This window comes from Marinobacterium sediminicola (assembly GCF_022343685.1).
Lineage (GTDB): Bacteria > Pseudomonadota > Gammaproteobacteria > Pseudomonadales > Balneatricaceae > Marinobacterium > Marinobacterium sediminicola.
On record NZ_CP092123.1, the window covers coordinates 637560 to 661824 of the forward strand.

The following is a 24265-nucleotide window of genomic DNA, read 5'->3' on the forward strand; positions in this document are numbered from 1 at the left end:
AATGTCAGTCGTGCGTCTTATTCGGTACGCCAGGTGATCTTTTCGGTGCTGCCGTTTTCGATTCGCCACCACTCATCTGGATCATCACCGTCCTGCCAGCCTGAAACGATGCAGCGTACCTGAGTATCCAGAGCGTTGGAGACTTCTTCGGCACAATCCAGGTCGCGCACCCAGGGGGTGGCATCAGAACGGAACCAGACACTGATCCAGGCCTTGCCGACTGCCTTTTCATGAATCATGACCGGCACGGTGACACCGTCCAGCACGGCTTTGAGTGCATGGGTACCACCGCCGCTGTGCTGTGGCTCCAGGCTGTCGCAGCGTTCCCGTAACCACTCTAGGATCTGATCCAGGGATCGGTTCTTGATGTAGATCTCAATGTCGGGGTGGCGGTTATCGTTGCTCATCATCATTGTCCAGAAGGTGCCAGATACGTAAAAGGCTCAGGCTCAGATAGCCCAACAGGGCGAGTATGCTGCCGGCCAGCAGCAGGATCAAGCCGGCCAGTGCGAGAAGTTCCGCTTTCAGCCCGGCAGGCAGGCCGTGCTGCGCCATCATGATGCCACCCAGCCCGCTGAAGAACAGAAAGGCACCGCTCATCAGCAGACGCAGGTTGCCTCTGGGATCCTCAGCACGTTGTCGCAGCCAGGCCTTGAGGGCGTCAGTACGTATGCGCACGGCGTTATTCCGAGCTGGCACGTTTGCGGAACAGGCAGAGGCGGAAGTCGGCCTGTTCCTGCAGTGCATTGCAGGCGGCAATGCGGGTACGCGCGTCGGCATTGAGGCGCTGGCCGTGCGGCGTCATCGCGAGCAGGTCCTGAATGGCATCCGGGGTGTCGAGGGAGAACTCGAATCCCAGTGACTGCTCGACGACCGGGTCGAACCACTCGGCCAGCTGAGTTGCCGGATCAAAACCTGACGAAGCGCGGACCTCGGAGTAGATCAATCGACGCAGGGCCAACAGGTGGTCGGGGCCCGGATGAACCACCAGCAGCAATCCGCCAGGCTTGAGAACGCGTGCCGTGGGTTCAGGCATCAGACGGCTGAAAATCAGTGTGGCAGCGTCCACGGATGCATCTGCCATGGGAATATCGGCACCGGTGGCGACCAGCCAGGTGACGTCCCTGTTGCGTCGACAGGCAGCCTTCACAGCATCCTTGGAAATATCGAGGCCGGTCATGCGGGAATCCATCTGCTTTTGAAGCCGATCGGTATACCAGCCTTCGCCACAGCCAAGATCCAGCAGATTGGCGTGGTTCGCTGTGGATAAGTGGGTCTGCAGCAGTGTCCCGATCGCCTCGCACAGGGGGGCATAGTGTCCTGCCTCAAGAAAGCGTTGGCGTGCCTGAACCATTTCAGCGTTGTCACCCGGTGTCTTGCTGCGCTTCTTCTGCGCCAGTAGCAGGTTCCAGTAACCCTGTCGGGCGCGGTCGAAGCTATGGCGGTTGCTGCAGCACAGGCTGTTATCCACAGCCTGAAGTGGCTCGCGACAAACCGGGCAGATCAACTCGGGTGCCTTCATGCGTCGACCAGCAACCGAGCCAGGATGTTTTCGTAGAGCGCCGACAGGTCATCCAGATCAGTAACGCGTACGCGCTCATTGATCTTGTGGATGGTTGCGTTGACCGGACCCAGCTCCACCACCTGAGCGCCGGTGGGAGCAATGAAACGCCCATCCGAAGTGCCACCGGAGGTGGACAGCTCGGTATCGTAACCCAGGATGGTCTTGATCGCTTCACGGCTGGCATCAACCAGTTCGCCGGCGGCGGTCAGGAAGGGGTTGCCGGAGAGAATCCAGTCGATATCCCACTCCAGGTTGTGTCTGTCGAGAATGTCGCGCACGCGCACTTTCAGTTCGTCAGCCGTGACCTCGGTGGAGAAACGGAAGTTGAACGCTATCTCTACTTCGCCCGGAACCACATTGGTCGCACCAGTGCCGGCATGAATGTTGGAAATCTGGAAGCTGGTCGGCGGGAAAAACTCGTTGCCTTCATCCCAGACGGTTGCGGCCAGTTCAGCCAGTGCCGGAGCCGCTTCGTGGATCGGGTTGCGGACCAGGTGCGGATAAGCGACATGACCCTGCACACCACGTACCTTGAGAGTGCCGCTCAAGGAGCCCCGGCGTCCGTTCTTGATGATATCGCCCACTTTCTCGGTGCTGGACGGTTCGCCGACGATGCACCAATCAATCTTCTCGTTACGCGCTTCCAGATGGTCGATCACACGGGTGGTGCCGTTGATGAAGGGGCCTTCCTCATCGCTGGTAATCAGGAAGGCGATAGAGCCCTTATGATCCGGATGATGGTCGATGAAACGCTCGACGGCAGTGATGAAGGCGGCCAGGCTGCCTTTCATGTCCGCTGCGCCGCGGCCATACAGGTAGCCCTCTTCGATTGTGGGTTCGAAGGGCGGGAACTGCCACTGTTCAACCGGTCCCGTCGGTACCACGTCGGTATGGCCGGCAAAACAGAACACCGGACCGCTGTCGCCCCGGCGGGCCCAGAAATTGGTAACCTCTTCGAACGGCAGGCGTTCGATCTTGAAGCCCAGGGCTTCGAGTCGGCTGATCATCAGTTCCTGACAACCGGCGTCTTCCGGGGTCACCGAAGGGCGGCTGATCAGGTCCTTGGCCAATTCAAGAGTCGGCGAAAGCTGTGTCATCGGGATGTCCTGCGTTGCAAACGGATAAAACCCCGCAGACCGTCAGGCGTGCGGGGTAGTCAATGTGCCGGAGGCGAGTGCTTAGTTGTGCTTGTGCAGCTCGGCGTTCAGTTCGATCGCGCTCTTGTTGGTTTTCACCTCGATGCGACCGTTCTGGGAGTTGCGGCGGAACAGCAGGTCCGGTTTGCCGGCCAACTCGCCTGCCTTGACCACGCCCACTTCGTTGTTCTGGTCGTCCAGGATGGTGACCTTGGAACCGCCGGTCACATACAGGCCCGCTTCGATGGTGCAGCGATCACCCAGCGGCAGACCGAGACCGGAGTTGGCGCCCAGCAGGCAGTTCTCGCCCACGGAGATGACCACGTTGTTGCCGCCGGACAGGGTGCCCATAGTAGAAGCGCCACCACCGATGTCGGAACCGTTGCCGACGACAACGCCAGCGGAGATACGGCCTTCAACCATGCTTACGCCCAGTGTACCGGCATTGAAGTTGATGAAGCCTTCGTGCATCACGGTGGTGCCTTCACCCACATGAGCACCCAGGCGGATGCGGGAAGCATCACCGATGCGGATACCGGCCGGAACAGCGTAGTTGGCCATTTTCGGGAACTTGTCCACCGACAGAACATCCAGCACGCGACCCTGGGCGCGGGCAGACAGCTGGCGGCGCGGCAGGTCTTCCAGTGCCACAGCACCTTCGTTGGTCCAGGCGACGTTCGGCAGCAGCGGGAACATGCCGCTCAGGTCAACACCGTGCGGCTGAACCAGGCGATGAGACAGCAGCGAGAGCTTGAGGTACACCTCAGCGGTGGTCTGAGGCGCTGCGTCGGTCTCCAGAATACACAGGACCAGCGGTTGCTTGGTGCCTTCCAGGATCTCCACGACTTCAGCCTGCTCTTCGGCATCCACTGACAGGAAAGCCGCTTCCAGTGCCTTCAGCTGGCTGGCGTTCAGTTCGATGGTCTGGTTGCCACCCTCATAACCCACCTTGTCGGCCACGGCCGCGATCAGGGCATCGTCTGCGTTCAGCAGCGGTGCGTTGTAGTACACCTCCAGCCAGTCACCGGCGGAAGATTTAGTACCTACACCCAGACCAAATGCGAAATTCGCCATCGTTTACTCCGTCGTTCAATAATGCAAAAAAATACGTTCGTAAGGCTTCATGTGTACGCTGTTTGAGCGTTCAGCGATCGAAAGCGGCTGCGTACTGCTCAGCCTTGAAGCCGATCTCGATACGGCCATCATCCAGTTCCAGGACGGGCCGTTTGATCAGTGTCGGTTGCTCCACCAGAAGCGCTTTCAGAGCGGCCTCATCAGTGTTGGCCTTGACCTCGTCCGGCAGTTGGCGCCAGGTCGTGCCGCGCTTGTTCAGCAGCGTATCCAGGCCTACGGCTGCGCACCAGCGGTCGACCTGCTCTGCGCTCAGGCCCTGTTTGCGGAAGTCATGAAAGTCAAATGCGACAGCCTCGGCTTCCAGCCATTTGCGCGCCTTGCGCACGGTGTCGCAGTTGCTGATTCCGTAAATAATGGTCACTTCGAGCCTCTTACAATGATTCAATATAGCGGCGAATACGTTCAGCTGCCTCGACACACTCGGATACGGTTGCGACCAGCGCCATGCGTACAAAGCCTTCACCCGGCACTACGCCATCGACTTCACGGGACAAATAGCGGCCCGGCAGTACGGTCAGGTTCTGCTGGGCAAACAGGCCCTTGGCAAATTCATCATCGGCGATCGGTGTCGGTGCCCAGAGGTAGAAACTGGCATCGGACTGTTTCACATCCATCACTGGTTGCAGGATACGCAGTACGGCTTCGAACTTGTGCCGGTACTGGCTGCGGTTTTCCAGCACGTGAGCTTCATCATTCCAGGCCGCGATGGAGGCCAGCTGGTGCTGCACGGGCATGGAGCAGCCGTGGTAGGTACGGTACAGCAGGAAGGGTTCCAGCAGGCTGGCATCGCCGGCAATAAAGCCTGAGCGCATGCCCGGCAGGTTGGAGCGCTTGGACAGACTGTGGAATACGATGCAGCGTGCGAAGTCGTGACGGCCCAGCTCGGCACAGGCCTGCAGCAGACCTGCCGGTTTGTTGTTTTCGTCCGGGTACAGTTCGGAGTAGCACTCGTCGGAGCAGATGATGAAGTCATGCTCGTCCGCCAGTGCGATCAGCTTCTTCAGCGTGTCGATACTGTGTACGGCGCCGGTCGGGTTGCCGGGGGAGCACACGAACAACAGCTGACAGCGCTGCCAGATGTCGGCGGGTACCGCGTCGTAGTCCGGGATGAAGCCGTTCTCGGCCAGGCAATTCAGGTAATGCGGCTCGGCACCGGCCAGGTAGGCAGCACCTTCGTAGATCTGGTAGAAGGGGTTGGGTGACACCACCAGAGCGTCATCCTTACGTTCCACCGCCGCCTGGGTAAAGGCGAAGATCGCTTCACGCGTCCCGTTGACCGGCAGTGCGTTGCGCTCCGGGTCCATGCTGCCACTTTGCAGTTCGAAACGGCGTTCGCACCAGCCGGCGATCGCTTCGCGCAGCTCTGGCATTCCCTTGGTGGTCGGGTAGTTCGACAGGCAGTCCAGGTTGTTGGCCAGCACTTCCTGCACGAACGGCGGCGCCGGGTGCTTGGGTTCACCAATGCCGAGCGAAATGTGCTCGAGGCTGTCTGGTGGCTGGATACCGGCCTTGAGTACGGCCAGCTTTTCAAACGGGTAGGGCTGGAGTCTGTCGAGATCGTGGTTCATGCGTTTTTCCTGTCAGACCCTGCAAACTGCAGGGTTTTCGGCCACATTCAGGGGCGAAAGTATAGCGGATGGCGCCTATTCGGCGCCAGTAAGGTGGTGAGGATCAAGCAGGCTCTCGACCTCGTCGCGCTCAAGATCGGTTTGCTCCACCACCACATCGACGATCGGTCGGCATTCGGCATAGGCCTGTTTCGCCAGCGTAGCGGCCTGCTCATAACCGAGTATCGGATTCAATGCGGTAACCAGCACCGGGTTGCGAGACAGAGTCGCCTCGATATGGGCACGGTTAACGGTGAAACCGCTGATCGCCTTGTCGGCCAGTGTGATGGCCGCATTGGCTACCAGCTGCTCGCTCTGGAGCAGGTTATAGCCGATCAGGGGCAGCATGGTGTTGAGCTGGAAATTGCCGTGCTGGGCGCAGATGGTGATGCTGGTATCGTTGCCGCAGACCTGGGCGGCGGCCATCATCACGGCTTCCGAGATCACCGGGTTGACCTTGCCGGGCATGATCGATGATCCCGGCTGCAGCGCCGGCAGGGCGATTTCGCCCAGTCCTGCCAGTGGACCGGAGTTCATCCAGCGCAGGTCGTTGGCAATCTTCATCAGCATGGTGGCGCAGGTTTTGAGCTGGCCTGACAGTTCGACCGCCGTATCCTGGGAGGCCTGGGCGCTGAAATGATTGGCGGCCGGCTGCAGGGTCAGGCCGGTGCGTACGCTCAGATGTCGGCAGAACAGACGGGAGAAGGTGCGAGGCGCGTTGACGCCGGTGCCGACGGCGGTACCACCCTGTGCCACCTGCACCAGTCGGGGCCTTATATTCTCCAGTCGGGTAATGCAGTCCTTAACCTGCTGCAGCCAGCCTGAAATCTCCTGATCCATGCGGATCGGCATGGCATCCATCAGGTGGGTGCGGCCGGTCTTGACGATATGCATCACCGCGGAGCGTTTGCGCATCAAGATGCCTGCCAGATGATGCAGCGCAGGCAGTACGCTGTTTTCAAGTTGCAGCAGGGCACTGACATGGATACAGGTTGGGATCACATCGTTTGAGCTCTGGCTCATGTTGATATGGTCGTTCGGGTGCAGGTCGAGTCCGCTGTCTCGCTTGACCAGTGCGGCCAGTACCTCGTTCATGTTCATGTTGCTGCTGGTGCCTGATCCGGTCTGAAAAACGTCAACAGGGAACTGATCCAGGTGTTTACCGGCGACGATCTGGTCGACGGCTGCGACGATCGCTTCGGCTTCCTCCTTTTCCAGCAAGCCCAATTCGGCGTTGGCGCGAGCGCAGGCACCCTTGATCTGGGCCAGCGTCTTGATGAAGTGAACCGGTAACGTCAGGTCGCTGATGTTGAAATTATCCACAGCGCGTTGGGTCTGGGCAGCGAAGAGCGCGTCTGCGGGGACCTCTACCGTGCCCAGGCTGTCGTGTTCCGTGCGGGTATTCCGGGTCATGGTTACTGCTCCTTTTCGGTTAACGGTCGGGCATCGGTCGTCTTGAAACGACGTGGCTTGTATTCTTCTACCAGGCTCAGCATGGCAGGCACTACCACCAGAATGAGAAGAGTGCCATAGGCCAGACCAAATACGATTGAAGTGGCCATAGGGATTAGAAAACGGGCCTGCAATGAAGTTTCAAAGAGTATCGGGGTCAGGCCACCAATGGTGGTGAGAGAGGTCAATAAAACGGCGCGCAGACGCTGGCAAGCGGCTTCGGATATCGCTTCCTGAACAGCCATGCCCTTCGCTTTAAGCTGCTTGTAAAAGGTGACCAGAACGATGGAGTCATTGATCACAATGCCGGACAGGCCAAAGAGACCAAAGAGTGACAGTACGGTCAGGTCCTGTCCGGTGAGCAGATGACCAAAGATGGCGCCGGTCAGACCCAAGGGAATGGCCATCATGACCACCAGCGGCCAACTCCAGGCGCCGAAGACCCAGGCGAGAATGATATAGATCAGAGCGAGGGCCAGAAGCAGTCCGGCTTTCATGTCAGCCAGCGTTTCGCGCTGGTCGCGATTCTTGCCTTCAAAGCTGGCATGAATGCCATAGCGGCTGGTCAGGGCCGGCAGGGACTCGTCCTGCAGCCGGGCAATGATCTCGTCAGCATTGGCCACCGCCTCGTCAAGATCAGCGGATACGTTCAGTGCCAACTGGCCATCAATCCGCTGCAGGCTGTCCAGTCCGGGTCTTGCGGTGAATTCGACTACATTGCTGATCGGGGTGATGCTGCCGTCGGGTAATACCACCGGCAGTGAGCCGAGAGTACTCAGGCGGTCACGCTCAGCATCCGGCAGCATCACTCTGACCTCGATTTCATCTCGCCCTGCGTAGAACGACTGCACCAGCTGTCCGTCGAAGGCGGCACGTAACTGACGTCCCAGTGTTTCCAGAGTCAGTCCTGCCGACTCCGCACCGGGGGTCAGACGATAGATCAACTGGGAACTGCCCCAGGGCAGGTCGTCATCGATATTGGACAGACCCGCATAACGGTTCAGCGTGTTCTGCAAATCCACCGAGGCCTGTTTGAGCGTCTCAATATCCGGGCCGGTCAGCTTGACCTCGATCGGCTTGCCCGGTGGGCCGGCCTGGGCAAGGTCGATGCTGAACTTCTCGACTCCGGCAGGCAGGCGAATACGCTCACGCCAGGCCTGAATCAGGGGCTGGTTGCGCACATGTCGGTGGTCGGCAGGCACCAGCTCGACATAAAGCGAGCCATAGACTTCCCCATTGAAGGGCATGGCCGAGCTGCGAGGGAAGTTGGCCATGCCCGACTCCCTGAGAGCGATCTTCACCAGTCCACCGCCGAACGCACGGTCGGTTTCCCGCAAGGTCTGGTCAAGGTGGGCCAGAAAGCGCTCGACCGTGACGCCCTCGGTACCCGCGACGAACTTGACGTTGGCAGTCAGGGTGTCGGTTTCGACGCTGGGAAAGAACGTGAACTGGAGACGACCGCCGGCAAGCAGGCCGATGCTGATAATCAGCATGGCCAGCGCACAGGCGATGGTGGTGCCACGGTGGTGCAGGGTCAAAGTAACAAAGGGGCGAAACCAGGCTTCACGGAAGTGATTGAAGCCCCGATCCAGACGTAACCGCAAGTTGGACGGGTGCAGGTCCTGGATGCTGCGCAAGCTGTGACTCAGGTGGCCGGGCAAAATGAACAGGCATTCGAGCAGCGACGCCAGAATGACGCAGATAACAACGATGGGGATGTCGACCAGAATGTTGCCGATGATGCCGCCCACCATCAGCAGAGGCAGGAAGGCCGCTATCGTGGTCAGCGAAGAGGCAATGACGGGAGCCGCCATCCGTTTGGCACCACCGATGGCGGCTTGAAGCCCGGGCTCGCCGCGTTGCACATGGGTGAGCGTGTCCTCACCGACAACGATGGCATCGTCCACGATGATCCCCAACGCCATGATGAATGCGAACAGGGACAGCATGTTGATCGAGCCGCCGATAACCCAGAGCACCGCCAACGCAGTCATGAAGGAGATCGGAATGCCGACGCTGACCCAGAAGGCGACGCGGGCATTGAGGAACAGAAACAGAATCAGAACCACCAGAATCAGACCGCTGACACCGTTCTTGATCAGCAGCTGGATACGGTCATTGATCAGCTGCCAGCTTTCGTTAAAGGCCACCAACTGAGTGCCTGCAGGCAGTTCAGGACGCACTTCGGTGAGCCAGGTATTGAGGATTTCGGCCGCCTCAAGGGTATCGTCAGCATCGGTCCGTTTGAGCTGCAGCAGGACGGCAGGCTGGTCCTGCCATGAGAGCAGCACCTGAGCGTCACGTGGTCGTTGCTCCACCTCGGCAATGTCACCCACCCTTATCAGCCGACCCTGCTCATCCGTCATCAGAGGCAGTTGACGAAAGCCCTCGGCATCACGTTGCTGTCCCAGGCTGCGAATCTGGCGAGCACCTTCACTTTGGGCCGCCGTGCCGGCTGGCAGGTCCAGGCTCTGTTGACGGATTTTGCCAACGATATCATTCAGGGTAAGACCCAGCTGCTGCAGTTTGTCCGGGGGCACCTGGATGGCAATCTCTTCGTCCGGCAGGCCGATAAAATCGATCTTGCGTACACCGCGCTCCAGAAGTTGCTGTTCCAGCCGGTAGGCGAGTGGTCGAAGCTCTTCCAGTGAGGCTCGGTCAGACGTCAAAATGACATCGGAAATGCCTTCGTAGTTGATGACCTTCTGAACCAGCGGCTCCTCGCTGTCGCTGGGCAGGTCAGCACGGATGGCATCAATCTTCTGGCGCACTTCGGTGAGGGCATAATCCACATCAGTGCCCTCTTCCAGTTCGACACGAAAGGACGCGACCCCCTGATTGGCGGTGGCAAAGAGGCTGTCGATACCGTTGACCGAACGCAGCTCCTGCTCCACGGGCAGCAGGATGGAGCGTTCAATGTCTTCAGCAGTGGCACCGCTCCAGATCACCTGCACGGTGATCATATCGAGATCAAAAGTGGGGAAGAACTGGGTGTTGAGATTGCGCAAACCGAAGAGCCCCGCCAGCAGCAACAGCAGCATGAGCAGGTTGGCGGCAACGCGGTGACCGGCAAAAAGTGCGATGGCTCCGTGCATGGCTTACTCCACGACTTTTACCGGCAGACCGCCGATCGCATTGGGCAGTTGGGTCGTGATCACGCGATCACCCGGCTTCAGTTCAGCACTGCTGACCAGCAGTTGTTCCGGCTGTCCACCCGGGTGATGCTGGCCGACCAGGTGCACCTCAATGCCCTGCAGGCGATCGTCGTCAACGATTCGGTAAATGCGGTTGCTGCCATAGAGTGCCGAAGGGGGCAGAGCATAGAGGCCGGACTGCTCGGGCAGCTTCAGGGTCAGACTCAATGTCTGTCCGGGAACGGCCTGAACGTTGGTGTCCATCAGTGTAAACAGCGCATCGACCCCTGCTTGGCCTGCATTGACTCGAGCGGCCAGACGGGCGAGTGAAAGCCTCACCGAAGTGCCTTGCATCATGGCATGTGCAGACAGCTTTTCGGCCTCGCCTGCCTGGCTGTCCAGTCCCTGGCGCAGGATGGGAAGCAAGTGCTCGGGTACCTGGGCGCGCAGTTGCAGTCGATCCAGATCGTAGAGCGTCAGCAGCCTATCGCCGGTACGGGTGCGGTTGCCGATGGCGGTGTCGATACTGACGATACGAGCATTAAAGGGGGCCTGAATACGGGTGCGGGACAGGTCCAGCTGCGCACTGTCAACAAGGGCCTGAGCACGATCCCGCTCGGCGTGGAGCTGTGCCAGCCGATTGGGGTGGTCGGCAATTGCCTGCTGGCGCGCCCGGATGGCCAGGGCCTGCTGTCGGGTTGTAAGGCGTGTGTTGTCGAGCTGCTCCTGACTGAGCAGGGTACGCTGGTGCAGGCGTTCGGCACGGCTGACACGCTCTTCGTTCAGCGCCTGCACTTCCTGCTCCAGTTTGAGTGAACGCAGGTCGTTGCGATGGCGGTTATGTTCGGCGGCAATGCGCGCTTCCACTGCGGCCAGCTCTGACTGACGCTGGCGCAACTGTAGCTCGACTTCACGTGCATCCAGCTCAAGCAGGAGGCTGTGTTGTTGCACGCGATCGCCTTCGCGTACCTCAATCCGCTGGACATCGGCGTTCAATGCGCTGCTCAATCGGGTCAGCTGAGGCGCCTCAAACTGACCGTAGAGTTTCAGTTCGGGTCGGGCGCTGATCGGAGTCAGCTCAATGCTGTTGACATTCCAGCGCTTGACGCCGGCCTCCTGGGCCTGAGGCTGCTCCCGGGTTTTGATCAGTACGAAGGTGATGAGTGCTGCCGCCAGGAGAATGGCCAGGGGCAGCCATCGGCTGGGCAGTGACAGAAGACGGGAGGTATCACGCATTGATGGTCCTTGATCAACGGAGTGAAAGTCGGAGACTGCAGCAATACGACCGGTGGAAAACGTCTTCGCCACATGCCCGGGATGGCTTCATACTATGAGAAAAGCCTAATAGTATCCACAGCTCGGATGTCGTCAGAAAATGACAGGTGTTGGCGCTTATCCCCCCACAGGGGAACTGGTATAAACTGGGTGCTTTAGTCTCAGCCTTTTTGTCATCGCAATGCAGGATACGCCATGAGCATTTTGACCCGTTGGCCACGCAACCAGCTCTGTCTGTCTGCAGCAGAGCGAAAGCACGCTGTTCAGGCGGTCGAGCAGGCATTTGCCGCTACCCTCGAATCCTTGAAGGTGGATATTGGCCTCAAGGAAATGTTCGAGGAAATCTACGTGCCACTGGCGGCCTGGATTCTGGCGCGTAAGCGGCAACATCAGGGGCCGCTGGTGTTGGGCATCAACGGGGCGCAAGGTGCGGGCAAGTCCACCCTGTTCAACCTGCTTGAAGTGATTCTCGGAGAAGGTTTTGGCTTGCGTGTAGTCGGCTTTTCCATCGACGACCTCTACAAGACGCGTGCTGACCGAGAGGCCATGGCGGAAGCGATCCATCCCTTGTTTGTCACCCGTGGCGTCCCGGGTACGCACGATGTGGATCTGGGTATCGAAATCATCGACAGCCTGTGTACCGATGATCCCGAGCAGGTGACCAAGATTCCAGTGTTCGACAAATCGATCGATGATCGCTGTCCCGACTTTGTCTGGCAGGAATGGGTTGGCGGAGCTGACCTGATTGTGTTTGAAGGCTGGTGTGTCGGCGCTCAGCCGCAACCGGATGTCTCGCTGGTCGAACCGGTCAATCAACTGGAACGTGATGAGGACCCTGACGGGGTCTGGCGCCGGTATGTCAATGAACAGCTCAAGGGACCTTACCGTGAGCTCTTTTCCCGTCTGGACATGCTTCTCATGCTCTGTGTCCCCAGCATGGATGCGGTCTACGAGTGGCGATCTTTACAGGAAAAGAAACTGGCCGAGCGGGTGCAGTATATCTATGACACTCAGCAGCCGACCGATCACCTGCGCATCATGAATGAGAACGAGATCGAACGCTTCATCCAGCACTATGAAAGGCTGACTCGAGCGATGCTGGAGCAGATGCCTGATCAGGCCGATGTCACGCTGTTTCTCAACGAGAACCACAAGATCGCCGATATCCGGGTATTCAACCCGTTACGGGACTGTTGAATCCGAACGCCGCGTCGCGATGTCATCATATACCGCTTAGATCGGCAGCAGCGTCGTTGAGGCGATGCCGTGTACCACTGAGTTGATGGCACGGTTGGTCGAATCAGATACGATGCGTGCCATCATGTCCTGATGAGCAATCAACTTGCCGAACAGGCGCTCGAAACTAAGGTTGGCCGGGTCATTGGCGAGCAGGAAAGGGGCTCCGTTCGGCTGACGGTAGGTATTCAGTCGCCAGGCAACGGCTTCGAGGTTGCGCGCCGAGTTGTAGAGCTTTTGCTGGTCCATCTCATTGAGTAGATAGAACTCGTCCCGGTAGTTGTATGAGGCGTGCAACATGCCGGTGATACCGACCATCAAGGCAAACACCCGATCGCCAGTGAATGCCGGATCAAATGCCAGCGGCACGGCTTTTTCCGCATAAAGGTTGTTCAGTTCAGGGTGGGTGATCAGTCGGGGGGAGCCCAGCAGGAGCTCGAGCCGACGTTCGATGGTCATGCCCGGAATCTTGGCCAGTTCGCGCGGGTTGCGCTTGTACAGCTTGATGGTCAACTCTCGGGCCAGGCGATTAACGGCCTCGACATGCAGGTCGGCGACCATATCGATTTCCGATTTGGCCAGGTTCTTGATCTGGAAGGGACGGGGCTGGCCGTTGCTGACGCAGCCGCCGAGCAGCAGTGTCGCACACACCAGCACAGCAAGGGAGTGGCAGAATCGGGCGCGGGCCATGTGATTGGGCTCCATTCATCAATCGTTGAGTCACTAATGCTCCATGCATGATCCGTGGCAGTATAACCCTCTGGCGATGCTTTATAGTAATGGCCTGTGTCAATCCGATGGAGAGAGCTATGACCGATACCCCTGAAATCAGTGCCTTGCGCCGTGAATATGTAGCCGCGGGCTTGCATCGGCACGACATGCTAGCCGATCCCCTGGACCAGTTCCGTGGCTGGATGCACTCAGCACTGGAAGCTCACCCCGATGACGCCACCTCAATGACACTGGCGACGGCTGACGCGGATGGCTGGCCCTCCGCCAGAATAGTCCTGCTTAAGCGCTTCGACAGTGAAGGCTTCTGCTGGTTTACGGATTTCCGCAGTGAAAAAGGCGTTCAACTGGAGCAAAACCCCAAAGCAGAACTGATGTTCTACTGGCGTGGATTGGAGCGGCAGGTGCGCGTCCGTGGTCGTGTGGAGCGGCTGCCCTATAACGATGGTGAAACCTATTTCCACCAGCGCCCACGTGGCAGTCAGCTCAGTGCTGCAGCTTCGACCCAGAGCCATGCTGTCGATCATCGCGCCACGCTGGAGCAGCGGGTCAGCGAACTTGATCAGGCATATGCCGGAGAGGTGATTCCCTGCCCTGAAACCTGGGGCGGCTATTGCCTGATTCCACATCAGTATGAGTTCTGGCAGGGGCGCGAAAACCGATTGCATGACCGTTTTCGCTACACACTGGTAGACGGTATCTGGCAACTGGAACGGCTGCAGCCCTGACCCCGCACTTTGGGGCCTCATCCTGTACCTCTGATGTTGGCCCTGCCTTCTCAACGCCTGCCGATCACGAAGAGTGACCGCGGGCGTCATAACACACTCCTCAGGAACTGACCGAAACGCCCTCCGTGCGCCTGCCCGCGCTCCTCACGGCTGTCTTTGACGGGTTTCCGACCAGGGTTATGACACCTTTTCCCGCCACTGCAGATCGCCGATCTGGACATTGAGCCAGTCAAATCCTATCCGTCTTGCCACAGCGGAAGCGCCATCCAGACTTTTGAACTCCCGTTCACCCTTTGAGCGCTGCAGGTTCAACGTTACGACTTCCTGGTCCCGCGTAATGAATTTCAGTGTCCAGCCGCGCGACATTGAAATCGGAATTGCCTGACAGGACTCGAATACACCCGCCTTAAAGAGCAGCTTGATTTCCTTTTCCTGCATGATCGTTATTCCTATTCTGATTAATCATTAATCTTTAGTGATCATTATATAATCAATAATGATTTATCGCAAAATAAAAGCGCGACGCAGCGCTGCCTAAGTCTTTGTATTTATTGGGATTTTCATTGCGATAGAGGAGGGCGTAACTTTGTTTTGTGAGTATCCGTAACTCATTGTTTTTAAAAGGGTAAAAAATCAATCGGCTTATACTTTTTTGCTATCGATATAGAGTTTTTATTATCTTTATTGCTTTGTGATAATTCATAAGAGATTTATGAATTATCAAAATGAAATTGTCATCATTCGGCCCAGGCGTGCCTGCGGTGCGTTGATCATGCGGTCCAAAGCACTTTTATGGCGTTCAGAACGGTGAAAGCGTGACGATGAGTCGACAAGCGCAAAAGGTGGAGTGGGATTACGTGGAAGGATGGCCTGGCGGGTGGCCTGAACCCCCAGCTGACGGCTGGGGCGAACATGGTAGACAGGGGATAGAGTCGACAGGCAGCGAGGGTGCTACCTGTCAGGAAGCTGACTGGTTCAGATTTCAGTCGTTGCGTTTGGCATCGAGACGTGTTTTGAGCGCCTCTTCAATGGCATCCAGCTTTTGCCGCATCTGTTCAGTGGGGTTGGAGTCTGCATTGGAAGGAGAGTATTGAAACATGTCGAGCATCTCCACCAGGAAACTCTCTTCGTTCATCTTGCTGATCTGTTCGGGCGTCCAGTGTTTGGTTTTATACATGTGGGGCTCCTTGATCGTCGGCGTCGATAGTTCAGATATGGCGCACTTCCTCGGTTTTTGCAAGCGAGTGAAGGGGCTCAGGTGCCTGTTCAAAGTGTGATCAATATTGCTTGAGCCAAGTCAATAACCCCTACTTCGTATAGGAGTAATCTGATCCCAACATTAGAAAACAGTGAAGCAGGTGATTGCTATGTTCGGAATTGATACTTACAGCTTTGGAACCCTGTGGCCGAGTCTTCTGGGTGTTGCGGGTATGACCGCCGCCATGATCTGGGCCTTCGTGAAGGTGCGCAAGCTGATGAATGAAGATGCGCATAAGCACGGCAAATAAGCGACAGATGACAGGAGCCTGATTTCCCCGATTCAGTCCGCCGGTGTGTTATCAAGACCCCCGCATTGACGGGGGTCTGCTGTTTTGGGCGCTCGGAAAGCCTGTTGGACATCTGTTATGATGCCCGGTGTCGATGCATGTTTTTGGCACTTATCCTGTTTGTCTGAGAGTCCCGTTTTGTCTACCCCCCGTGCCTACAAGATCCCGATGAGCGAAGCCGAGGCTGAAATCGAGGTCAAGAAAAGCCGTTTTATTGCCAGCCTGTGCCCAATCACCTCCGAAGCGGAAGCCAAAGCCTTTATCGAGCGACAGCGCAATCGTTTTCCCGGGGCGAACCACCACTGTTGGGCATTCGTTGTCGCGGAACCCTTTGCATTGAAAGGGCTGGGCAGTAGTGACGATGGCGAGCCATCCGGGACTGCCGGGCGTCCCATGCTGGCTGTATTGACAGGGGCAGAACTGGGTCAGGCCTGTGTGGTGGTCACCCGCTTCTTCGGTGGGACCAAACTGGGTACGGGAGGGTTGGTGCGTGCCTATTCGCAGGCGGTCCGGGCCGTGCTGGAGCAAACCCCACAGGTGCTGCGAGAACCGCAGGCGTATTATCGCCTGACGTATCCCTACAGCTTGACGGCCGCCGTGGAGGCTACGTTGAACGGATTCGAGACCAATGTTCAGGATCATCAGTTTACCGAGCAGGTGCAGTTGTCACTGTCCCTGCCGCTGGAACAGGAGTCCGCCTTCGTCTCTGCGTTGAGCGAACAGCTGCATGGTCAGGCTAGAGTTGAGCGGCTGGATGGAGCCGATTAACCGTTGTGGTAGATCCATTCCAGCAGTGACTTTTCGAATACGGTGACCGGAGTCGGCCTTGGCATATGGTCAGGCAGGCTGATCCCGCTCAGCATCAATACGAATACATAACGTTCACCGGAGGCGGTGGTGATATAGCCGGCCAGATTACGCGTGCCGTTGACGGTACCACTCTTGGCTTGAATGGCACCTTTCAGCGGGGCCTGACGAGTGCTGCGGCGGTATTTCAGCGTGCCATTCTCTCCTGAGACCGGCAGCGCCTTGTAGGTTGTCATGTCCGGATGTCGGGCCAACCACTGCAGCAGTTGAGCCAGCTGACTGGCCTGCATCAGATTGTCTCGCGACAGGCCTGATCCATCGGTTACTTTCGACAGTGTCAGATCAATACCCGTACGTGTCAGGATGCTGTTTTTCATCGCTCTTACACCACGGGCAAAACTTCCCGGGGTGTGCTCGGCAGCCCCCAGGTTTTTCAATGTCAGGTCGGCGATCAGATTGTCTGAATCCTGCAGCATTTCAGTGAGCAGCGTGGCCAGCGGAGCAGACTCTACTTGGCTTGCCAGCTGCCAGCCCTGATCGTCACGTCTGTCGACGCGGATCTCGCCACGCAACACGATGCCCAGACGGCTCAACTCCTGACGCACCAGTGCCTTGCCATGGGCGATGGGGTCATTGATGGCAAAGTTGAGTGGCAAGACTTCGCGCCTGTCGTTGATGCAGCCGCTCAAGTGATAGCGGTTGCCCGGACCGACCCATGATTCCAGCTCGCAGAGCTCGGCATCAATCTCATCCTGCGTTCTAACCACCACCTCCGACGTTACTTCAATCGGTTGATGTGCCGGTACAAAGAATCGGGCGGGGCGATCCTGGCCCTGATTGGTCAGGCTGGCCGCCACGCAATTGCCCTCCAGTGTCAGGGCCGAGGCGGGTGCGCTGTAGCAGACCCCCAGGTTGTTCCAGGGCCAGCCAATGGCACGGTCATAGCCCGTGAAGTAACTGACGTCGAGCAGCAGGTCACCCTCTATTTCACGAACGCTCTGCTGTCGCAGCACTTCCAGCAGTTCGGCCAGTTGTTGCCGGTTCAGGTCAGGAGCGCCTCGAAACTCGAGCAACCAGTCGCCTTGCCAACGGCCATTGCGCTGCTGGCCCCGATGCCACAGGCGGGTTTCGAATCGGTAGTCCTCGCCAAGCTCCAGTTCAGCAGCCGTCGCGGTAAACAGCTTGAGGGTGCTTGCCGGTGGCAGAAAACGGTCGTCACGATAGTGGATCTGAAGAGGCGCATTGGCGCCGAGCGGTTCCACGACCAGTGCAACCTGGCTGCCTGCGGGGGCTTGATCAAGAATTTTTTTCCATTCGGCAGCATGGACAACCGGTGCCAGGATAAGGAGGATAAAAAGTCGTAGCAACATGAGACACTGTCCCTAGCCGTAGTCGGTGAATGCTCATTGTGCCAGAAGCGCTCATCGGCTGGACAGCCTCAGCCCAGTGTAAGACCCGGAGCCACCATGTGCCCAGATATGACGCCTAACCCTCTGATACCCGAGTTGCTGGCTCTGCTCAGGCAAAATCCTGAAGGGATCAGTGAATTCAGTTTGATGAAGGCACTGGAGTCACATCAGGCTTTCAGCGATTTGGCTGAAGACTATCAGCTGTGCCTGTTTCAGAAGCATTTCATGATCATGAACGGTCTGTACACCTTGCAGACCCGGCTCTGGTACGAAGAGCAGTTGCGTGTGGAGATCTCACCGCTGAGCGTTCGCCTTTTCATGGAGAGCGTTGAAGAAACTACCGAGCAGGCAAGCGTACCCGGAGCCGGAGACAGCCTGCGTGAGTACTATCTCGACTGGCAACAGCTGAGCAGCACCAGTGCCGAAGATGTACAGAAGTTGCTGCGAGGGTTCTGGAAGCAGTGTTTCAACCCCGGTGCACGCCAGCAGGCGCTGATCACTCTGGAACTGGAAGAAGGTGCGACCGAGGAAGAGATTCGTTTGCGCTATCGGCAGCTGGCGGCGCGTCTTCATCCTGACAAGGGAGGAGATAGCGAAGCCTTCATTGAAGTCCGTCGTGCCTATGAGGTGCTCCGTTCCGGGTAATGAACGTAAACACGGCAGCGTAAAGAAATGTAAAAGCCGCTGTCGTCAGGGGAACAATCCTCTACCATGGTGGTTCAGAGGACAGATTGAGATCTATCGATACAGGGAAATAATGTGCGCACCTATCTGTTTTTGCCCCTGATGGTGCTGCTGACCGCCTGCAGCGCCCCGCCCGAACTGCAGCCTCCTTCGCCCGACCTGCCCTCCGCCTGGCAGTCGCCTGCCGATACCGGGGAGCAGTCGCCAGACTGGCTGGTTGGCCTGAACGACCCGGCATTGGTGGAACTGGTCGACGAGGCCATGTTGCGAAATCCTTCACTGGAAGCTGTGCGACAGCAGTGGCTGGCTGCTCAGCAACGTGCAGAGATTACCGGTGCTGCTCGTTACCCGCAGCTTTCTCTCGAGTTGAGCAGTCGTCGTCAGGAGGGGAGTCCGCGGTCTGAATCCATGGAACAGGGATCGGGCTGGACGTTGGATGTCTGGGGCAAACTCAGCGCCGATCAACGGGAAGCGGAACTGAGCCGCGCAGCAGCGGAAGCCGCCTACGTTGAACAGCGTGAAGCGCTGGCAGCGAGTCTGGCACGCAACTGGTTTGCCTTGCAGGAAGCGCGCATGCTGCTGATGCTCTACACCCAGCGTCGCGATAACCTGCAACAGAATCTGGATATCATTGAGTCAGGTTATCGGCAGGGATTGAACGAGGCACTGGATCTCTATCTGGCCCGTAATAACCTGCATGCCGAGGCCGCTCGGGTAGAGCAGCAGCAACAGACCTTGAGCGAGTTGCAGCGGGAGCTGGAACGCCAGTTGGGCCGTTACCCTGCGGCGCAGTTGACCAACGATGCGCTGTTGCCGCTCAACGATGAGGTCATCGTTGCGGGACAGCCTGCGGAGATTCTGACGCGTCGCCCTGATCTGCAGCAGCAGTGGCTGCAACTGCTGGCCTCGGATGCCGCTCTTGCCGCTGCCCATCGCGACCGCTTTCCCGCGTTTAATCTGAGCGCCGCTTATGGCGGTAGCAGCGATGCGTTGAGTGACCTGCTTTCCGGTGGCAACCTGGCCTGGAGTCTGGGTGCTTCTCTGGTGCAAAGCCTGTTCGACGCCGGGCGTAAGGCGGCAGTCCAGGATCAGGCGCTGGCGGTGCGTCGAGAGCAGGAGCAGCGCTGGCTGGATGCCCTGTTCAGCGCCCTGACCGAGGTCGAGAATGCCCTGTCGTCTCGGCAGAGTCTCAAGGCCCGCTATGCGCTCTACCTCAAGGCAGAGCAGAATGCACTGAGCGCTGAGACGCTGGCATTCGAGCAGTACAGAAATGGTCTTGAGAACTACACCACCGTACTGGAAGCTCAACGTCGTTCACTGGACGCGCAAACCAGTGTGATAAACCTGCGTCGGCAATTACTGGATAACAGGATCGAGCTTTACCGAGCGCTGGGAGGTCGCTTTGCGTCGACTGCCAAGAGCGCTCCGCTTCAGCAGGCAAAGGAGTCTGACACCCCATGATCAAGCGGATACTTCCCCTTATCGTTATTGCCGTGCTGGGCGCGGTCAGCTGGGTGATTTACCAGAACCCACCCGAAGTGCAGCGAGGAGCTCCCCCCCAGGCCAGTCGCACCAGTGTAGAGACGCAGACGCTGGCGCGGGTGCCATTCAAGATACAGGTAAAAAGTTATGGCCGGGTCAAGCCACGTACCCAGAGTACGCTGTTGCCGCAGGTATCCGGTCAGATCGTCTGGTTGAACCCTGATTTTCGTGCCGGTGGTTTTTTCGAATCGGATGAGGAGCTTGTGCGGCTCGACAACCGTGACTACAAAGCGGCTGTGTCCCAGAGCGAGGCGACGCTGATGAGCGCCCGTCAAGCGTTGGCGGAGGAGGAAGCTCGTAGTGCTCAGGCGGCTGCTGACTGGAAGCGGCTGGGTAACCCCGGAAATGCCCCCCCGCTGGTGCTGCGCAAACCCCAATTGAACGCGGCCAAGGCGGCAGTGGCTTCGGCCGAAGCGGCGCTGGCGATTGCCAGACTGAATCTGGAACGTACACGTATCCGTGCTCCCTTCTCCGGGCGTGTGCTGGACACCGAGGTGGACCTTGGGCAGGTCGTTTCCAGCGGGACTGTACTGGGCGAAATCTATGCCGTGGACGTGCTCGAAGTCCGTCTGCCGTTGCAGAACCGGGATTTGGCCTATCTGCGTTTGCCGGAAGAGTATCGGGTGAAGGCAGGGGAAAGCTTTCAGCCGAAAGTGTCAATTTACTCTGACCTGATCCGGCCCGAGCGCTGGCAGGGACGAATCGTGCAGACAGAAGGCGCCATTGATGAAACCAGCCGACAGCTGCATGTGTTGGCGCAGATTGATGACCCCTACGGCGAGAAAGCGGTCGATCGGGTGCCGCTCAAAGTCGGGCAGTATGTGACCGCGTTGATCGAAGGAATCGAGGTCCCGGATGCGTTGCTGGTGCCGAACAAGGCGATCTATCAGGGCAGTTACGTGTACGTGGTTGAAGAAGGCATGCTGCAACGGCGTGAAATCGAAGTTGCCTGGCAGGACGAGACACAGGCACTGGTTGCGGCGGGGCTTGAGCCGGGTGAAGAGCTGGTGCTGACGTCGCTGGGGCAGGTGGTGTCGGGAACACGGGTACGGGTTCGCGGTGCCGAATCAGGCTCTTCATCAGTACCGGCTGAAGATGCTGTGCCTCAAGGAGGCCGCTCATGATCGCCTGGTTTGCCCGTAACCATGTGGCCGCCAATCTGTTGATGGTCACGATTCTGTTTACCGGCCTGATGTCCCTCAAGATCAATATCCCGCTGGAGATCTTTCCCAGCTTCGAGTCCGACACCATCAGTGTGCAGATCAGCCTGCGGGGCGCCACACCCGAAGATGCCGAGTTGAGTCTTGCCACCCGCGTCGAGGAAGCCGTCAGCGATCTGGAAGGTGTTGAGGAGCTGCGCAGCCGTTCGGTTGAAGGCGGCACCACGGTCACCATCGAGGTGGAGAAGGGCTATGACGCCCGCGAGTTGCTGGCCGACGTCAAATCCCGGGTGGACGAGATTGGCACCTTCCCGGCCGAGGCGGAGGAGCCGGTGATTGCACTGGCGACGTTCAAGCGGGATGTGATCACGGTAGCCATTTCCGGTGATTTGTCCGAGCGCGAGTTGCGCAGCTACGCCGAGCAGGTACGGGATGATCTGCTTCAGCTGGACGGCGTCACTCAGGTGGAGCTGGATGGGGTTCGCAATTACGAGATCGCCATCGAGATCGCTCAGGATCGGTTGCGTGACTATGACCTGACGCTGGCGGATGTGGCCGATCGCATCGCTGCCAGCTCTTTGGACCTGTCTGCCGGCAACATTCGCACCGATGGCGGTGATATCCTCATCCGCTCCAAGGGGCAGGCCTACAGCCGCGACGAGTTCGAGCCGCTGGTGATCAAGACCCATCCCGATGGCAGTCTGCTGCGTTTGGGGGATCTGGCCCAGGTAACCGACGGCTTCGAGGAAAGTGCGCTGCGCACCCGTTTTAACGGCATGCCGGCGGCGATGATCGAGGTGTACCGGGTGGGTGACCAGAGCGCTATTGCGGTAGCGGATGCGATCAAGGATTACATCGCTCGGCAGCAGCCGCAGTTGCCGGAAGGTCTGAGCCTGAGTTACTGGGACGATGATTCCGAAATCGTCAAAAGCCGAATCAACACCCTGCTGACCAATGCGGTGCAGGGCGGTGTGCTGGTGCTCTTGTTGCTGACCCTGTTCCTGCGGCCTTCGATCGCCTTCTGGGTGTTTATCGGTATCCCGGTCAGTTTCATGGGGGCGTTCCTGGTGATGCCGGTGTTCGGTGTCACGCTGAACATCCTGTCGCTGTTCGGTTTCATTCTGGTGTTGGGTATCGTCGTTGATGATGCCATTGTCACCGGCGAGAATATCTACAGCCACCTGCGGGGGGCCGAATCCGGGCTGCAGGCGTCAATCCGCGGAACCCAGGAAGTGGCGGTCCCCGTGACCTTCGGCGTGCTGACGACAGTAGCGGCCTTTCTACCGATTGGCTTTATTGAAGGCCAACGTGGCGCGCTCTTTGCGCAGATTCCGGTTGTCGTCATACCGGTACTGTTGTTCTCGCTGATCGAGTCCAAGTTCGTGTTGCCGGCCCATCTCAAGCATCTCAAGCTGCGTCACGAAAACGTGGAGCAACAGGGGCGTCTGGCCAGACTGCAGCAGAGTTTTGCCGACGGCTTCGAAAGTATGATCCTGCGCTATTACAGGCCGTTGCTGGAAACGGCCTTGCGGCACCGGCTGACCACACTGGCACTCTTCAGTGGCGTGTTTATTCTGATTCTGGCGATGATTCTGAGTGGCTGGACCCGGTTTGTGTTCTTCCCCCGGGTGCAGAGCGATACCGCTCGGGCTTCACTGACCATGCCCAGTGGTACCCCGTTTGAGGTCACTGACCGTTATATCGTTCGCATGGTGGACGCAGCCCGAGAACTGCAGGAGCAGTACCGTGACCCGGTGACCGGCGAGAGTGCCATTCTCAATATCTATTCTACTTCCGGTACCGGCGGCAGCACCGAAGAAGGACGGGTGCGTTTTGAGCTGCTGCCTTCAGAGCAGCGTGACGAGAGTATCAGCACGCGCAGGATCGTGCAGGAATGGCGTGAGCTTATCGGTCCCATTCCCGGAGCCGAGACTCTGACGTTCAGGGCCGAGATAGGCCGAGCCAGTGATCCTGTCGATATCCAGCTGCGCTCCAGCCGGGTGTCGGACCTGGAAGCCATGGCCGCCGAGGTCAAGGCACGACTGAAGACCTATCCGACTCTGTTCGATATCACGGACAACCTGTCCGATGGCAAGGAAGAGCTGCAGCTGGAGTTGACCGAGCAGGCGCATCTGCTCGGGTTGACCCGCAGCGACATCATCCGTCAGGTGCGGCAGAAATTCTTCGGCATAGAAGTGCAGCGTGTACAGCGAGGGCGGGATGATGTGCGGGTCATGGTGCGTTTGCCGCTGGCTGAGCGTCAGGCGATTTCGGGGCTGAGGGAGGTGCTGATCAGTACCGCCCAGGGGCAGGTGCCGCTGGATGCGGTCGCGCGCCTGGTGCCGGGGCAGAGCCCTGCAGCGATCTATCGTGTTGACCAGCAGCGTACGGTCAGCGTGGTCGCCGACATGGATAAGCTGAATACCAATACCACGGTGCTGAATCGTGACCTGGAGCAGTTCCTGTCCGAGCTCGTACGTCAGTACCCCGGGGCGTCCTTCAGCCTTGAAGGGGAGGCGCGTGAGCAGCGCGAGTCTTTCTCTTCCATGGCAATCGGCCTGGGGTTTGTATTCTTCGTGATCTACAGCCTGCTGGCGATACCGTTCCGTTCCTATCTGCAGCCGCTGATCGTGATGTCGGTGATTCCCTTCGGGGCGATTGGTGCCATCATCGGCCACTGGATCATGGGGATGGACCTGACCATCATGAGCCTGCTCGGACTGATGGCGTTGATCGGTGTGGTCGTCAACGACAGCCTGGTGCTGGTGGACTTCACCAACAAGCGGCGGAAAGAACTTCAGGATGCGGGTGAACACTCACATTTCGAGGCGACGCGTCAGGCCGTACTGGTGTCGGGCGTTGCACGTTTCCGTCCGGTGATGCTGACTTCGCTGACCACTTTCATCGGCCTGATGCCGCTGCTGTTCGAAAAGGCGGTACAGGCACAGTTCCTGATCCCGATGGCCGTTTCACTCGGCTTCGGCATCATCTTCGCAACACTGGTGACGCTGATTATGGTACCAGTCAACTTCATGCTGCTGGAGGACCTGCGGCGACTTGGTCACCGTCTGTCCCGCAAAAAAGACCCGGGTCAGACCGGGTCAGCCAATGCTCTTTGAGG

General features: G+C 58.4%; 22 protein-coding genes. 8 read left to right on the forward strand and 14 right to left on the reverse strand.

Translation table 11 applies throughout. The annotated features are described in order from the left end of the window. Positions 1-17: 17 nt before the first annotated feature. From LN244_RS03005 to LN244_RS03050, 10 genes are all read right to left on the reverse strand, one after another. A complete protein-coding gene (locus tag LN244_RS03005) occupies positions 18-407 on the reverse strand; it encodes a hypothetical protein (protein WP_239041372.1) in 390 nt (129 codons plus the stop codon). Continuing rightward, positions 394-678, reverse strand: coding sequence for a hypothetical protein (locus LN244_RS03010; protein ID WP_239041373.1), 285 nt, complete (start codon positions 676-678; stop codon positions 394-396). The genes LN244_RS03005 and LN244_RS03010 overlap by 14 nt, the downstream gene beginning before the upstream one ends. Before the next feature lie 4 nt (positions 679-682). Beyond that, on the reverse strand, positions 683-1522 hold the full coding sequence (locus tag LN244_RS03015; RefSeq protein ID WP_239041374.1) for a putative RNA methyltransferase: 840 nt from the start codon (positions 1520-1522) through the stop codon (positions 683-685). Next, positions 1519-2661: a succinyl-diaminopimelate desuccinylase gene (gene dapE / locus LN244_RS03020; RefSeq protein ID WP_239041375.1), complete on the reverse strand. Its 1143-nt coding sequence runs from the start codon at positions 2659-2661 to the stop codon at positions 1519-1521. The genes LN244_RS03015 and dapE overlap by 4 nt, the downstream gene beginning before the upstream one ends. 81 nt (positions 2662-2742) lie before the next feature. Beyond that, entirely contained in the window at positions 2743-3774 is a 1032-nt protein-coding gene (dapD, locus tag LN244_RS03025) for a 2,3,4,5-tetrahydropyridine-2,6-dicarboxylate N-succinyltransferase (protein WP_239041376.1), read from the reverse strand. 70 nt (positions 3775-3844) lie between these two features. Next, complete coding sequence (locus LN244_RS03030; RefSeq protein WP_239041377.1) at positions 3845-4195, reverse strand: ArsC family reductase; 351 nt, start codon at positions 4193-4195, stop codon at positions 3845-3847. Between the two features lie 10 nt (positions 4196-4205). Further along, entirely contained in the window at positions 4206-5402 is a 1197-nt protein-coding gene (dapC, locus tag LN244_RS03035; RefSeq protein WP_239041378.1) for a succinyldiaminopimelate transaminase, read from the reverse strand. 75 nt (positions 5403-5477) lie between these two features. Beyond that, positions 5478-6854, reverse strand: a complete 1377-nt coding sequence (locus tag LN244_RS03040; RefSeq protein WP_239041379.1) for a class II fumarate hydratase — start codon at positions 6852-6854, stop codon at positions 5478-5480. A gap of 2 nt (positions 6855-6856) precedes the next feature. Next, positions 6857-9988, reverse strand: a complete 3132-nt coding sequence (locus LN244_RS03045; RefSeq protein WP_239041380.1) for an efflux RND transporter permease subunit — start codon at positions 9986-9988, stop codon at positions 6857-6859. Between the two features lie 3 nt (positions 9989-9991). Continuing rightward, positions 9992-11263, reverse strand: coding sequence for an efflux RND transporter periplasmic adaptor subunit (locus LN244_RS03050; RefSeq protein WP_239041381.1), 1272 nt, complete (start codon positions 11261-11263; stop codon positions 9992-9994). Between the two features lie 234 nt (positions 11264-11497). Here LN244_RS03050 and LN244_RS03055 point away from each other — a divergent pair, with 234 nt between their 5' ends. Beyond that, a complete protein-coding gene (locus LN244_RS03055) occupies positions 11498-12499 on the forward strand; it encodes a hypothetical protein (RefSeq protein WP_239041382.1) in 1002 nt (333 codons plus the stop codon). Positions 12500-12535: 36 nt separating this feature from the next. On the opposite strand, the gene LN244_RS03060 is transcribed toward LN244_RS03055, so the two are convergent. Next, positions 12536-13228, reverse strand: coding sequence for a hypothetical protein (locus tag LN244_RS03060; protein ID WP_239041383.1), 693 nt, complete (start codon positions 13226-13228; stop codon positions 12536-12538). Positions 13229-13347: 119 nt separating this feature from the next. Between LN244_RS03060 and pdxH the strand changes: the two genes are divergently transcribed. Continuing rightward, positions 13348-13995: a pyridoxamine 5'-phosphate oxidase gene (gene pdxH / locus LN244_RS03065; protein WP_239041384.1), complete on the forward strand. Its 648-nt coding sequence runs from the start codon at positions 13348-13350 to the stop codon at positions 13993-13995. Between the two features lie 177 nt (positions 13996-14172). Here the strand turns inward: pdxH and LN244_RS03070 are convergent, their stop codons facing one another. Further along, positions 14173-14433, reverse strand: a complete 261-nt coding sequence (locus tag LN244_RS03070) for a hypothetical protein (protein WP_239041385.1) — start codon at positions 14431-14433, stop codon at positions 14173-14175. Between the two features lie 544 nt (positions 14434-14977). Beyond that, positions 14978-15172, reverse strand: a complete 195-nt coding sequence (locus tag LN244_RS03075; RefSeq protein ID WP_239041386.1) for a hypothetical protein — start codon at positions 15170-15172, stop codon at positions 14978-14980. Between the two features lie 190 nt (positions 15173-15362). Between LN244_RS03075 and LN244_RS03080 the strand changes: the two genes are divergently transcribed. Together LN244_RS03080 and LN244_RS03085 are read left to right on the forward strand one after the other, a co-directional pair. Further along, complete coding sequence (locus LN244_RS03080; protein ID WP_239041387.1) at positions 15363-15503, forward strand: hypothetical protein; 141 nt, start codon at positions 15363-15365, stop codon at positions 15501-15503. Between the two features lie 177 nt (positions 15504-15680). After that, on the forward strand, positions 15681-16310 hold the full coding sequence (locus tag LN244_RS03085) for a YigZ family protein (protein WP_239041388.1): 630 nt from the start codon (positions 15681-15683) through the stop codon (positions 16308-16310). On the opposite strand, the gene dacB is transcribed toward LN244_RS03085, so the two are convergent. Further along, the gene (gene dacB, locus LN244_RS03090; RefSeq protein WP_239041389.1) at positions 16307-17719 is read right to left on the reverse strand and encodes a D-alanyl-D-alanine carboxypeptidase/D-alanyl-D-alanine endopeptidase; all 1413 of its coding nucleotides are present in this window, start codon (positions 17717-17719) and stop codon (positions 16307-16309) included. The two genes, LN244_RS03085 and dacB, sit on opposite strands and share 4 nt — an antisense overlap. Before the next feature lie 108 nt (positions 17720-17827). Between dacB and LN244_RS03095 the strand changes: the two genes are divergently transcribed. From LN244_RS03095 to LN244_RS03110, 4 genes are all read left to right on the forward strand, one after another. Then, the gene (locus LN244_RS03095; RefSeq protein ID WP_239041390.1) at positions 17828-18403 is read left to right on the forward strand and encodes a DNA-J related domain-containing protein; all 576 of its coding nucleotides are present in this window, start codon (positions 17828-17830) and stop codon (positions 18401-18403) included. 114 nt (positions 18404-18517) lie between these two features. After that, positions 18518-19903, forward strand: a complete 1386-nt coding sequence (locus LN244_RS03100; RefSeq protein ID WP_239041391.1) for an efflux transporter outer membrane subunit — start codon at positions 18518-18520, stop codon at positions 19901-19903. Next, positions 19900-21108: an efflux RND transporter periplasmic adaptor subunit gene (locus LN244_RS03105; RefSeq protein WP_239041392.1), complete on the forward strand. Its 1209-nt coding sequence runs from the start codon at positions 19900-19902 to the stop codon at positions 21106-21108. The genes LN244_RS03100 and LN244_RS03105 overlap by 4 nt, the downstream gene beginning before the upstream one ends. Further along, on the forward strand, positions 21105-24263 hold the full coding sequence (locus LN244_RS03110; protein ID WP_239041393.1) for an efflux RND transporter permease subunit: 3159 nt from the start codon (positions 21105-21107) through the stop codon (positions 24261-24263). The genes LN244_RS03105 and LN244_RS03110 overlap by 4 nt, the downstream gene beginning before the upstream one ends. Positions 24264-24265: the final 2 nt, after the last annotated feature.

What these genes read in the sequence shown, in the direction of transcription:
- LN244_RS03005 (WP_239041372.1), bottom strand. Translation starts at nt 407, where the DNA reads ATGAGCAACGATAACCGCCACCCCGACATTGAGATCTACATCAAGAAC.
- LN244_RS03015 (WP_239041374.1), bottom strand. Translation starts at nt 1,522, where the DNA reads ATGAAGGCACCCGAGTTGATCTGCCCGGTTTGTCGCGAGCCACTTCAG.
- dapE (WP_239041375.1), bottom strand. Translation starts at nt 2,661, where the DNA reads ATGACACAGCTTTCGCCGACTCTTGAATTGGCCAAGGACCTGATCAGC.
- dapD (WP_239041376.1), bottom strand. Translation starts at nt 3,774, where the DNA reads ATGGCGAATTTCGCATTTGGTCTGGGTGTAGGTACTAAATCTTCCGCC.
- dapC (WP_239041378.1), bottom strand. Translation starts at nt 5,402, where the DNA reads ATGAACCACGATCTCGACAGACTCCAGCCCTACCCGTTTGAAAAGCTG.
- LN244_RS03040 (WP_239041379.1), bottom strand. Translation starts at nt 6,854, where the DNA reads ATGACCCGGAATACCCGCACGGAACACGACAGCCTGGGCACGGTAGAG.
- LN244_RS03045 (WP_239041380.1), bottom strand. Translation starts at nt 9,988, where the DNA reads ATGCACGGAGCCATCGCACTTTTTGCCGGTCACCGCGTTGCCGCCAAC.
- LN244_RS03050 (WP_239041381.1), bottom strand. Translation starts at nt 11,263, where the DNA reads ATGCGTGATACCTCCCGTCTTCTGTCACTGCCCAGCCGATGGCTGCCC.
- LN244_RS03055 (WP_239041382.1), top strand. Translation starts at nt 11,498, where the DNA reads ATGAGCATTTTGACCCGTTGGCCACGCAACCAGCTCTGTCTGTCTGCA.
- LN244_RS03060 (WP_239041383.1), bottom strand. Translation starts at nt 13,228, where the DNA reads ATGGCCCGCGCCCGATTCTGCCACTCCCTTGCTGTGCTGGTGTGTGCG.
- pdxH (WP_239041384.1), top strand. Translation starts at nt 13,348, where the DNA reads ATGACCGATACCCCTGAAATCAGTGCCTTGCGCCGTGAATATGTAGCC.
- LN244_RS03070 (WP_239041385.1), bottom strand. Translation starts at nt 14,433, where the DNA reads ATGCAGGAAAAGGAAATCAAGCTGCTCTTTAAGGCGGGTGTATTCGAG.
- LN244_RS03075 (WP_239041386.1), bottom strand. Translation starts at nt 15,172, where the DNA reads ATGTATAAAACCAAACACTGGACGCCCGAACAGATCAGCAAGATGAAC.
- LN244_RS03080 (WP_239041387.1), top strand. Translation starts at nt 15,363, where the DNA reads ATGTTCGGAATTGATACTTACAGCTTTGGAACCCTGTGGCCGAGTCTT.
- dacB (WP_239041389.1), bottom strand. Translation starts at nt 17,719, where the DNA reads ATGTTGCTACGACTTTTTATCCTCCTTATCCTGGCACCGGTTGTCCAT.
- LN244_RS03095 (WP_239041390.1), top strand. Translation starts at nt 17,828, where the DNA reads ATGACGCCTAACCCTCTGATACCCGAGTTGCTGGCTCTGCTCAGGCAA.
- LN244_RS03105 (WP_239041392.1), top strand. Translation starts at nt 19,900, where the DNA reads ATGATCAAGCGGATACTTCCCCTTATCGTTATTGCCGTGCTGGGCGCG.
- LN244_RS03110 (WP_239041393.1), top strand. Translation starts at nt 21,105, where the DNA reads ATGATCGCCTGGTTTGCCCGTAACCATGTGGCCGCCAATCTGTTGATG.